Genomic DNA, 11,476 nt, shown 5'->3' with positions numbered 1-11,476 from the left:
GGGTATCCTGTGGCGGCGCGGTTCATAGATCGGGTGAAGACGGTACAGGCTGGCGCGATGGCGAACGCGGCGACAGCTTGGGTTCGGGAAGGGCGTCGGCGTCGAGCGTGGCGAACAGCCAGTCGACGAAGGCCTTGACGATGGGTGCCGAGCGCATCTCGCTCCGGCAGGCCACGAAGAAACTGTCATTGGCCGCGACGGAGAGGTCGAAGGGTACCACGAGATCGCCATCGGCAATCAGCCGGGCGGCCGTGATGGTATCGCCCACCGCTACGCCTTGACCATGCACGGCGGCTTCGGTGGAAAGGCGGGCATCGCCGAGAAAATGCTGGCGGCCGCGTGGCAGGTCGGCGGCATCGGCCGCGCTCAGCCACGTCGTCCACTCGTCGCCGCGATCTCCGTGCAACAGCGTGTGGTGGCGGAGGTCGCGCACCGAGCGCAACGGTCGGCTGGCGATCAGGCTGGGTGAGACCACCGGGAACAGGCGGAGGGGGCTCCAGAGGCGGCTCCAGCTCCCGCCGACGCTGCCGCGCCCATAGAGAATGACAAGGTCGACCTCCGGATCGCCGACGCGTGCCGGATCGTTGCCGGCCGACAGATCGAGCGTGATGCCGGGATAGGCGTCGGTGAAACCGTGAAGGCGCGGCAGCAGCCAGAAGGACAACAGGCCGGCAACGCACATGACGGTGAGCGTGCCGCTTGCCTCCGGTCGCTGCAGGCGAGCGGTTGCCGCTGCGATATCGCCGAACGCCTGAGCGACGGCCGGCAGCAGCAAAGCGCCTTGGGCGGTGAGTTTCATTCGCCGGCTGCCGCGCTCGAATAGGGATGAGCCGAGCGCCTCCTCAAGCGCCCTGATCTGGTGGCTGACGGCGCCATGTGTGACACCGAGTTCGCGCGCCGCCGCCGAAACCGAGCCGCGACGGGCGGTTGCTTCGAAGGCGCGCAGCGAGTTGAGCGGCGGCAGTCTGCTGGGAATCACCGGTTCGCCCATGGGACCTCAAGTGTGAGAAAAATTCACGTGTTTGGATAAATCAATGTGAGTTGCATTTCAAATGGATTTGCCTTTTGATTGGGCAAACAGGGAGCGGTTATCGCTTCAGGGAACAGTTGACGCCACCCGACAGAGCCATCGTCGGCGAGATTTCAGCCATCGCTGGCGCGGGAAACTAAGGCGTGGCACGTCGAGGAGACCAATAGATCATGGTCTGGGATGCCGAGCGGCTGAACGCCCTGCGTGAAAAATACACCGGTAAGCCAGGTGAGACCTACGATCCCCGCTATGCGCGCGTCGCCGCGCGCATCTTCAAGGGCGGAACGCGTGCTGCTCCGTTTGCGGGCATGCCTACTTTACTGTCGGCTCCGGCCCGTTCCATTGATTGGAGTGCCCCTGATTTCGTTGACCTCGACGTTGCTCTCCTCGGCATGCCGATGGATCTTGGCGTGACCAATCGTCCCGGCTCGCGCTTCGGACCGCGTGCTCTGCGCGCCATCGAGCGCATTGGGCCCTATAACGAGGTGCTCGACACGGCACCCGTCCATGACATTTCTGTTGCCGATATCGGCGACGTGCCGTTTCGCGGCCGTTTCCGCCTCGAACAGAGCCATGAGGATATCGAGCGGACAGTGGCCGCCATTGTGGCCGCCGGCGTGTTGCCGCTGTCGGTCGGCGGCGATCATTCGATCACCCATCCGATCCTGCGCGCAGTCGGCGCCAAAGCGCCGGTCGGCCTCATCCACATCGATGCCCATGCCGATACCGGCGCACCGTTCGATGACACCAAGTTTCACCATGGCGGTCCGTTCCGCAACGCCGTGCTCGACGGCGTGCTCGACCCCACCCGCACCATCCAGATCGGCATCCGCGGCTCGTCCGAGTATCTTTGGGAATTCTCGCGCGACAGCGGCATGACGGTGATCGACGCCAAGGACATCTCCGGCCTTGGCATTCCCGCCATCATCGACGAGGCGCGACAGGTGGTGGGCGACGGCCCGACCTATCTTTCCTTCGATATCGACAGCCTCGACCCGGCTTTTGCGCCGGGCACCGGTACGCCGGAAGTTGGCGGCCTTACCAGCCGCGAGGCGCTGGCACTGGTCAGGGGATTGAAGGGGCTCAACCTCGTCGGCGGCGATGTCGTTGAGGTCGCTCCTCAATATGACGCGACCAGCAATACCGCCCAGATCGGCGCTCAGATGCTCTTCGAGATCCTGAGCCTGATGGTGTTCAGCCCGGCGCTGAAAAAGAGTAAATAGATCGTAAACAGGGGAACCGGCCGCGCACGCCGAACACGGCGGCGGCCAGTAAAAAAGGGGACCAACCAGATGACCAAGCTCACCGATATGTCTATCAGCCGCCGCGCCTTGCTTGCCGCAGGCGCCACCGGCGCCGCCATGCTCGCCATGCCCAACGTGCTGCGCGCTCAGGATCGCTCGCTCAAGGTTGGCGCTTATGGCGGCTACTTCAAGGATTCCTTCGACAAGAACGTGTTCCCCGAATTCACCAAGGCCACCGGCATTGCCGTGGAATCGGTGGCCGAGCCGACCGGCGAAGCCTGGCTCGTCCAGCTCCAGCAAGCAGCCAACGCTGGCGAGGCGCCGGCCGACGTGTCGATGATCTCGCAGACGTCGATGCTCAAGGGGCAGGCGACCGAGCTGTGGGCACCGCTCGATGCGGCCAAGATCAAGAACATTGACGGCCTTATCCCGACCTTCATCAACAAGTATCCCGATGGGCGCATCGCCGGCATCGGTGCCGTCGCCTGGTATGTGACCCTGGTTTCCAACACCGACGCCTACAAGGAAGCGCCGACGTCCTGGGCCTTCCTGTGGGATGCCTCCAACGCCGACAAGCTTGGCCTGATGGCGCTGGTCTCCAACTCCTTCCTGTTGGAAGTGACGGCCAAGACCTTCTTCGGCGGCACCAACGCGCTCGATACCGAGGAGGGCATCCTCAAGGTGTTTGCCAAGCTGGCTGAGCTCAAGGGCAACGTTCGACTGTGGTATCGCGACGAGGCGCAGTTCGAGCAGGCGTTGAAGTCGGGCGAAATCCCGATGGGTCAGTATTATCATGACGTGACCGGCCTCGCGATTGCCGACGGCTTCCACGTCCGTTCCACCTTCCCCAAGGAAGGCGGCATCCTCGACTCCGGCTGCTGGGCGCTGTCGAAGGCGTCGAAGAAGGTCGAGGAAGCCCATCTCTTCATCGACTACATGAGCCAACCGTCGATCCAGGCGCTGGTGACGCGCAAGGTTGGCACCGCTCCGACCGTCAAGCGCTCGCTGACCGATCTGACGGATGCCGAGTTCGCCGCCGCTTCGTCGGAAATCGAGCCGATCATTCCGCGCTACGATATTCAGGTGCAGAAGGCCGACTGGCTGAGCGAGAAGTGGACCGAGCTGATCGTCGGTTGATCGGCATCGCCATATCCGGCGCTTCGCGACGACGCGAGGCGCCTCTTTTCTCGCGACGGAAACTCTCATGTCGGGACTGGTACTCAAGGGCGTCAGCCGTGACTTCGGCACGGTCAAGGCGGTGAACGATGTTGACCTCGAGGTGCCAACCGGCCGCTTCGTCTGCCTGCTTGGTCCGTCCGGCTGCGGCAAGACGACGCTGCTCCGGATGATCGCCGGCCTCGATCTGCCAACCACCGGTACCATCTCGATCGACGGCGAGGACATCACCCGCCTGCCGACCCACAAGCGTAACCTCGGCATGGTGTTCCAGTCGCTTGCGCTGTTTCCACACCTGACCGTCGGCGGCAACATCGCTTACGCGCTCAGGATCCGTGGACTTTCGAAGGAAGAGCAGGCGCGGCGCGTCGAGGAATTGCTCGCCCTCGTCCATCTGCCGGGCTATGGCGACCGTGCCGTTGCCAAGCTATCTGGCGGGCAGCGCCAGCGCGTCGCCATTGCCCGTGCGCTGGCCGTCAGTCCGCGCCTGTTCCTGCTCGACGAGCCGCTGTCGGCGCTCGACGCCAAGCTGCGCGAGGCGATGCAGGTCGAGCTGCGCCAATTGCAGCAGCAACTCGGCATCACCACCATCGTCGTCACCCATGACCAGCGCGAAGCGATGACCATGGCCGATACGGTGATCGTCATGCAGGGCGGCGAGATCCGTCAGGCGGCGTCGCCGGTCGAGATCTACCGGAAACCCGCCGACACCTTTGTGGCTGATTTCATCGGTTCGACCAATCTGATCGACATCGTGCGCGACGGCGACCGTGCCGTGCTGCTCGGCCGCCCAACCGAGATCGGGATGCCCTACGGCGTTTCAAAGGCGACGCTGTCGGTCCGGCCGGAGGATGTCGAGCTGACGGCACCGTCCTCGGACCTGCCGGAAGCGCGCGTTACCTTCGTGCGCGATCTCGGCGGCGCCATCGAGTTCTTCCTCGACGCCGGCGGCACCCAGGTGGTCGCCGTTACCAGTCCACGCGCCAGGCCCGAGGTGACGGTTGGCGATCGCGTCGGTCTTCGCCTCGACCCCACTCGTTCCGTGGTGCTCACCCGATGAGACGCGAACCTGCCCGCGGCCTCGTCCAGCATTTGCCGGTGATCTTTCCTGGCCTGATGCTGATCGTCTTCTTCATCGTGCCCTTCGGTACCATGGTCGCCGTGAGCTTCTTCCGCCGTCAGCAGGGCGGCTTCTATGTGCCGGATTTCGTGCTGGCCAACTATGCCCGCTTCCTGACGCCCTTCTTCGGCAACGTCCTCCTCTTCTCGCTCTATCTGGCCATCGCCGTGGCGGTGGTGGCTCTCGTCATCGCCGTGCCCTTCACCTACCTGATCGCCCGTTCTCCGCGACGGACGCAGGTGATCTGGCTGGTGGCGCTTCTATCCATCCTGTCGCTGTCGGAAGTGATCATCGGCTTTGCCTGGTCGACGCTTCTGTCGCGCACCGCCGGCATCACCAACCTTCTCGTCTGGCTCGGCCTGATGCAGGCTCCCCAGGCATTGGTGCCGGGCTTTGGCGCCGTGCTCACCGGCATGGTCTATCAGGCGATGCCTTACGCCGTGCTGGTGCTCTATCCGTCGATGGTGCGGCTCGACCCGACGCTGACCGAGGCGGCGCGTACGCTGGGCGCCTCGCCGCTCAAGGCCTTCTTTACCGTCGTGTTGCCAGCGCTCCGGACGACGCTGATCGCCACGCTGATCATGGCCTTCATCTTCGCGCTCGGCTCCTACCTCCTACCGCAGATCTTGGGACGGCCGAGCCACTGGACGCTGTCGGTGCTGATCACCGATCAGGCGCTCTACCAATCCAACATGCCGTTCGCGGCCGCCATGGCGGTCTTCCTGGTGCTGGTATCGCTGGCGCTCGTGTCGCTGACGATGTTCGCCGGCAAGAAGCTGGAGGCTTGAGATGGAGCGTTTCCTGTCCCGCCTCTATCTCGCGCTGGTTGGCATATTCCTCGCCGCGCCCATCGTCGTGGTCACCGGCGTTTCTTTCAACGAGAAGCAGAACCTTGCCTTCCCGCCGCAGGGTTTCTCATTTCACTGGTTCGCCCAGATATTCACCGATCCCGAGTGGTTGCGGGCGCTGATCGCCTCGGTACTGCTCGCCGTCACCTCGGCGGCGCTCGCCGTGATCATCGCCCTGCCGCTCGCCTGGTTCCTGTGGCGGCGTGTCGCCCCCTGGGCCCAGGTGTTTCAACTGCTCGGCGTTGCGCCCTTCACCCTGCCGCCGGTGATCACCGCGCTTGGCTTCCTGACCTTCTGGGCAACGTCCGGCTTCTACGGTCAACTGTGGACGGCGGTGATTGCCCACGCCATCTTCTTCGTGACCTTGCCACTCGTCACGCTGACACTCGGCTTCTCATCGATCGATCGCTCGCTGACCGAGGCGGCTGCCACCATGGGCGCCGATGACCGAACGGTGTTCCGCACGGTCGTGCTGCCGCTGATCCTGCCCTACGTGGTCTCCGGTTACGCCTTCGCCTTTGTGCTGTCGCTCAACGAATACATCGTCGCCTACATGACCATCGGCTTCGTGCGCGAGACGCTGCCGATCAAGGTGTTCAACGCGTTGCGCTACGGCTACACGCCGACCATGGCGGCGGTGTCGGTGCTGTTCGTGGCGGTGACGGCGGCGGTGTTCGGCCTGATCACCCGCTTCGGTGATCTGCCAAAACTGATGGGCGCCATGTCCTCGAAGGACTAACCGCCGCGCTGGTCAGATCACCTTGCCGGGATTGAGGATGCCAAGTGGGTCGAGCGCTACCTTGAGGCGCTCCATCAACGCGATCTCGGCCGTGGAACGGCTGTGTCCCAGCCAGTCGCGCTTGAGCGCGCCGATGCCGTGTTCGGCGGACACTGATCCCGAGAAGGTTCGTGTCACGCCATAAACCACGCTTTCCACGGCATGGTGGCCGGCCGGCCCGGGCTCGGGCACTGACGCCATGACGTGAATGTTGCCATCGGCGGCATGCCCGAAGAATACGACCCTGCTTGTTGGCAGCGCCTGCGCGAGCGCCGATCGGCAGGCCTCGACAAAGCGGCCGACCTCGCCGGGTGGCAGGCCGACATCGAAACTTTCGTGTTCGCCGAGCACGGGTTCGATCTCGGCCGACGCATCGCGGATGGACCAAAAGGCTTCCATGTCGGCGAGCGACTGCGCCAACATGGCGTCCTCGACAAGGCCGGCTTCGAAGATACTCTCAAGAAAGGCCTCGAAGGCCGGGCCGTCGCGTGCTGCGTCACGACCGTGCCCTTCGATGAGCAGATAAAGGCCGTGCTTGTCGGCGAAAGGATCGCGGCGAACGGGAACGTTGTCGGTCACCATCGCCCAATAGTCCGGCCACATCACCTCGAAGGCCGAAAGCATGGGGCCGAGATCGGCGCGAGCACTGGAAAGGATATCGGCAGCCGCTTCGAAATCCCGAACGGCGACCAGCGCAAGTCCGGTCCAGCGAGGCAGTGGCTGAAGCGCGAAGACCACCCGAGTCACCACGCCGAACAGGCCTTCCGAGCCGGCGAACAACTGCTTGAGATCGGGGCCGGCATTGTTCTTCAGCATCTTGTTGAGCGAGCCGATCACCGTGCCATCGGCCAGAACCGTCTCAAGGCCGAGCACGGAGGCGCGCGTCATTCCATAGCGCAGCACCCGGTTGCCACCGGCATTGGTCGACACGATGCCGCCGGCCGTCGCCGTGCCACGCGCACCAAAGTCGATCGGAAACAGCAAGCCTTCGGCCTCGGCGGCCCGCTGCATCGCTTCGAGTGGTGTGCCGGCTCGCGCCGTCAGCGTCATGGCGCGACCGTCGATCTCCTCGATGCCGACCATCCGTTCAAGCGATAGGGCCAGAGTGCCGGGCGCCGGTGTCGCGCCGCCACAAAGGCCGGTGAGGCCGCCTTGGGTCGTGACGCTGAGGCGGTGACGGGATGCGATGGCCAGCACAGCCGACACTTCCTCCGTCGAAGCGGGCCTCAGTACGGCGAGCGGCTTCCGCGGCGGCTGCACCGACGAATCGGCGTGATTGCGGGCAGGGATGTCGTCATCTGCAAGAAAGCCAGCCGAGCCGAGCGCTGCCCGCAGTTCCGAAAATGCCTGTTCGCTCATTCTGCCGCCCCGTCGTTCGATGAGGGCCGGCATAACATGTACGCCGACCACAGCGACAGGCGGATCGGAACTCGATCAGGAATAAACGCGGACGAAATGCTCCGGCTGATGTTCGATCAGACGGCCACCGAACCGCACTGTGTCTTTGACGAGGCCGAGGTCCTTGAGTTCCGCGTCGCTCCAGCGTTCGTGCAGGTGCGGAACGGCATCAAGAAGAGAGCGGGTATAGGGGTGCTGCGGGTCGCCGAACACCCGGTCCGTCACCCCCATTTCGACGATCGCTCCCTTCTGCAGGATAATGATCCGGTCGGAGATGTAATTGCCCAGGGCGAGATCGTGGGTGACGAAGATGATCGACAGGCCCTTCCGCTTGAGGTCGCCGAGGAGGTTGAGCACGTCGATGCGCGTCGAGGCATCGAGCATCGAGATGATCTCGTCGGCGATGAGCAGGCGGATGTCGAGGACGAGCGCCCGCGCGATCAGCATGCGCTGCAGCTGACCACCGCTCATCTGGTGCGGAAACTTGTCGAGCGCGGCGTGCTCGAGACCGACAGCATTGAGCGCGCCAGTAAGCCGCTCCTCCCAGCTTGCCGCATCGAGGTCGGACAGAAACTCTCGGCGGATGGTACGGAAGACGCGGCCGACCTTGAAGATGGGATTGAACGAGCTGAAGGGATCCTGGAACACGCCCTGCACGCGGCGATAATAGGACTTCAGGCCGGCCCCTTTCAGCGCCGAGATATCTTCGCCATCGAAGGTGATGCGGCCCTCGCTCACCGAAGTGAGGCGCAGGATCATCCGCCCAACGGTGGTCTTGCCGGAACCGCTCTCGCCGATCAGCGACACCACCTCGCCGGGCTTCACCTCGAAGTCGAGGTCGTGGATCACCTTGGCCTTCTTGCCGCCGAAGGCGCCGGAGCGGAACACCTTGGATACGTTCTCAACCTTGAGCATGGGCGTCCGCCTTCCAGCAAGCGACCTGATGGCCGGGGGCGATCTCGATGAAGGGCGGCTCCTCGACGCACTTGCCGAAGGCCAAAGGGCAGCGATCGCGGAAGCGACAGCCCACCGGCGGCGACAGGAGAGAGGGCGGCCGGCCCTTGATGCCCGGTAGCCGCTTTTCCTCGAAACGTATGCCCACCTCCGGCAGCGAGCCGAGCAACAGGCGCGTATAGGGGTGCACCGGAGCCTCGACGATGGTGCGCGTTGGTGCCTTCTCGGCCAGCTTGCCGGCGTACATGATGAGAATGCTGTCGGCGATCTGGGCGAGAATGGCGAGGTCGTGGGTGACGACGATCATCGACTTGACGTAGCCGCGGTCGCGGAACTCGACCAGCGCGCCGGCCACCTTCTTCTGCGACGCGACGTCGAGCGCTGAGGTTACCTCGTCGGCGATCAGCAGCGACGGATCGAGCAGCGTCGACAGCACCATGACGACGCGCTGCTTCATGCCGCCGGATAGTTCGATCGGATACATGCCGAGCACGTCGGGTGTGAGTCCGAGGACCGCGAGACGCCGCTCAAGTTCAGGGCGAAGCGTTGCCCCCTTGAGGCCGCGTGATGCAAGCAGCTCGTCTATCATTCGTCCGATGCGGCGCGTCGGATTGAGCGCGCTCATGGCGTATTGCGGAACGATAGACACCTTGCGGAAGCGATAGGGATTCATCGCCCGATCGTCGGCGATCGGCAGTGTCTCACCGTCAAGTGCTACTTGCCCACCGACATACTGCATGCGCTCTTCGAGACGGATCAGCGCCTTGCCGAGCGTCGACTTGCCGCAGCCCGACTCCCCGGCCAGGCCCATGATTTCACCGTCGGCAACGGAGAAGCTCACACCGTCGAGGGCTTTGACGCTGCCGGCCAGCGTTCGATAGTGGATCTTGAGATCGGATACCGCCAGCATCTCAGAGCGCCCTCAGCTTGGGATTGAACACCTCGTCGAGTCCGACGTTCATCACGTAGAGCGAGCCGACGACGGCGGTGATGGCGAGGCCCGGCGGCACGAACCACCACCACATGCCGAGCTGCAGCGCGGCGTTCATCACCGAATAGTTCATCATCAGGCCAAGCGAGATGGAATCGGTCGGCCCGAGTCCGATGAAGTCCAGCGTCGCGGCGGTGAGGATGGCGCCGCCAAACAGCAGGATGAAGGTCATCACCAGGTAGGAACTCATGTTCGGCGCGATCTCGCCGAAAATGATTCGCAAGGTGCTTTCGCCGTTGAGCCGGGCCATGCCGACGAAGTCGCGCGACGTCAGCGAGAAGGTCTGGGCGCGGATGGCGCGCGCCGCCCATGGCCAGGAGGTGAGGCCGATGAACATCGCTTCCGTGCCGAGGCCACGCACGCTGAGATAGGCGGCCACCACCAGCAGTACCGCGAAAGTGGGGATCACCAGCACGACGTTGGTCAGCATGTTCAGAACCTCGTCGACGAGGCCGCCCCGATAACCGGCGAAGAAGCCGACGAACATGCCGATGATGGCCGCCGTGAACCCGGCGAGCGTGCCGACGATGAAGCTGGAGCGCAGGCCATTGACGAACTGCGAGAACACGTCCTGGCCGAATAACGTCGTGCCGAACCAGTAGTCGGCCGATGGCGGCATGCCCGGCGGCGCGTCGAATGTCAGCGGCTCGTGGGTCGCCAGCATCGGCCCGAAAATCGCGCCCAACAGGAAAACGGCGAAAACGAAGGCGCCGATCAGCAGCTTGGTATTGCGAAGCGCGAAGTAGAGGACCTCGTTGCGGCCGGCATTGCCGGCGGGAGAGGCGGGGGCGGAACCGGTGGTGCTGGTCATGCCGCGTCTCCTTGCAGTCCGACGCGCGTGCGCGGGTCGACGACGACATAGACGATGTCGACGATCAGATTGGCGAGCAGCACGCCGACGATGATGAACAGGAACACGCCTTGGATCACGAAATAGTCCTGGTTCTGGATGCCCGACAGCACCAGCCAGCCGAGGCCGGGATAGGAGAAGACGATTTCGGTGACCAGCGCTCCGCCGATCACGGCGCCGAGTTGCAGTGCGAGGCCGGTGATCTGCGGCAGCATGGCGTTGCGGAAGGCATATTTGCGGACCAACCGATGCGGGGCGCCGAGCGCCATCAGATAGTTGGCATAGTCGCTTTCAAGCTCGTAGATGATCATGTTGCGCATGCCGATCGCCCAGCCGCCCAGGGCCACCATGAACAGCGAGGCAAACGGCAGAACCCAGTGGTAGAGCAGGCTGCCGGCAAACTGCCAGGACCACTCGACCCTCAGCGATTGATCGTAGCCGAACGCCAGAGGGAACCAGCCGAGCGTCGAGCCCAGCACCCAGGCGAGCAGGATGCCGAGCCACATATAGGGCGTGGCGGTGAGCAGGTAGCCGAGCGGCAGCACGGTGTTGTCCAGCAGCTTGCGCCGTGCCGCCAGCGCGCCGACGACATTGCCGACATACCAGGAGAGCAGGATCGAAGGCAGCAGGAGGCCGAGCGTGTAGGGCACGGCGCGGCCGATCAGCGTCGTCACCGGTGTCGGGAACAGCATGATCGAGCGGCCGAGATCGCCGTGAAACAGCGCCGACCAGAAGTTGAGATACTGCTGCCATAGCGGCTGGTCGAGGTTGAAGGCCGCCATGAAATAGGAGGTCAGCGCCGCGTTGGCGTCCGGCATCAGCGCGATGCGCGACACCAGCGCGTCGATCGGGTTACCCGGCATGAAGCGGGGAATAGCCCAGTCGATGGTCACTGCGACGACGAACGTCAGGAGATAGACGAATAACTTCCGGGCGAGGTAGCGCAGCACGATCGGGGCTCCGGAATGGGGAACAACGGACCACCTCGGGCGGGTCCCGAACGGCGACGGGCGTCGTCCGGGTTCTGCGCGAGCAAGTGGGTTGTTCAGTCGGGAGGGGCATCCCGGTAGCTAGCCACCGGGATGCG

At 64.1% G+C, this 11,476-nt stretch carries 11 protein-coding genes; 5 read left to right on the top strand and 6 right to left on the bottom strand.

Going from position 1 to position 11,476, the window contains the following annotated elements:
- Positions 1 to 22 precede the first annotated feature (22 nt).
- Positions 23 to 976 (bottom strand): LysR substrate-binding domain-containing protein, encoded by a 954-nt coding sequence (locus tag AB6N07_RS00760; RefSeq protein WP_370678164.1) that lies wholly within the window; start codon positions 974 to 976, stop codon positions 23 to 25.
- Between the two features lie 224 nt (positions 977 to 1,200).
- Here AB6N07_RS00760 and speB point away from each other — a divergent pair, with 224 nt between their 5' ends.
- The 5 genes from speB (at position 1,201) to AB6N07_RS00735 (ending at position 6,157) form a co-directional block, all read left to right on the top strand.
- Positions 1,201 to 2,253 (top strand): agmatinase, encoded by a 1,053-nt coding sequence (speB, locus tag AB6N07_RS00755; RefSeq protein ID WP_370675930.1) that lies wholly within the window; start codon positions 1,201 to 1,203, stop codon positions 2,251 to 2,253.
- A gap of 69 nt (positions 2,254 to 2,322) precedes the next feature.
- Positions 2,323 to 3,411 carry a PotD/PotF family extracellular solute-binding protein gene (locus AB6N07_RS00750; RefSeq protein ID WP_370675929.1) on the top strand — a complete coding sequence of 363 codons (1,089 nt, stop codon included), beginning with the start codon at positions 2,323 to 2,325 and terminating at the stop codon, positions 3,409 to 3,411.
- 67 nt (positions 3,412 to 3,478) lie between these two features.
- Complete coding sequence (locus AB6N07_RS00745) at positions 3,479 to 4,510, top strand: ABC transporter ATP-binding protein (RefSeq protein WP_370675928.1); 1,032 nt, start codon at positions 3,479 to 3,481, stop codon at positions 4,508 to 4,510.
- Entirely contained in the window at positions 4,507 to 5,358 is an 852-nt protein-coding gene (locus tag AB6N07_RS00740) for an ABC transporter permease (protein WP_370675927.1), read from the top strand. Before AB6N07_RS00745 ends, AB6N07_RS00740 begins: the two co-directional genes overlap by 4 nt.
- Before the next feature lies 1 nt (position 5,359).
- Positions 5,360 to 6,157, top strand: a complete 798-nt coding sequence (locus tag AB6N07_RS00735) for an ABC transporter permease (protein ID WP_370675926.1) — start codon at positions 5,360 to 5,362, stop codon at positions 6,155 to 6,157.
- 12 nt (positions 6,158 to 6,169) lie between these two features.
- On the opposite strand, the gene AB6N07_RS00730 is transcribed toward AB6N07_RS00735, so the two are convergent.
- From AB6N07_RS00730 to AB6N07_RS00710, 5 genes are all read right to left on the bottom strand, one after another.
- On the bottom strand, positions 6,170 to 7,555 hold the full coding sequence (locus tag AB6N07_RS00730; RefSeq protein WP_370675925.1) for an FAD-binding oxidoreductase: 1,386 nt from the start codon (positions 7,553 to 7,555) through the stop codon (positions 6,170 to 6,172).
- A 75-nt stretch (positions 7,556 to 7,630) separates the two neighbouring features.
- Complete coding sequence (locus AB6N07_RS00725) at positions 7,631 to 8,509, bottom strand: ABC transporter ATP-binding protein (RefSeq protein ID WP_370675924.1); 879 nt, start codon at positions 8,507 to 8,509, stop codon at positions 7,631 to 7,633.
- Positions 8,496 to 9,458 carry an ABC transporter ATP-binding protein gene (locus AB6N07_RS00720; protein ID WP_370675923.1) on the bottom strand — a complete coding sequence of 321 codons (963 nt, stop codon included), beginning with the start codon at positions 9,456 to 9,458 and terminating at the stop codon, positions 8,496 to 8,498. Before AB6N07_RS00720 ends, AB6N07_RS00725 begins: the two co-directional genes overlap by 14 nt.
- Position 9,459: 1 nt before the next feature.
- Positions 9,460 to 10,350 carry an ABC transporter permease gene (locus AB6N07_RS00715; protein ID WP_370675922.1) on the bottom strand — a complete coding sequence of 297 codons (891 nt, stop codon included), beginning with the start codon at positions 10,348 to 10,350 and terminating at the stop codon, positions 9,460 to 9,462.
- The gene (locus AB6N07_RS00710; protein WP_370675921.1) at positions 10,347 to 11,339 is read right to left on the bottom strand and encodes an ABC transporter permease; all 993 of its coding nucleotides are present in this window, start codon (positions 11,337 to 11,339) and stop codon (positions 10,347 to 10,349) included. The genes AB6N07_RS00715 and AB6N07_RS00710 overlap by 4 nt, the downstream gene beginning before the upstream one ends.
- Positions 11,340 to 11,476 lie beyond the last annotated feature (137 nt).

It is taken from the genome of Pleomorphomonas sp. PLEO (genome assembly GCF_041320595.1).
Taxonomy (GTDB): domain Bacteria; phylum Pseudomonadota; class Alphaproteobacteria; order Rhizobiales; family Pleomorphomonadaceae; genus Pleomorphomonas.
Note: the sequence above shows the minus strand (reverse complement) of the source record. Positions and strands in the feature narration are given on the sequence as shown.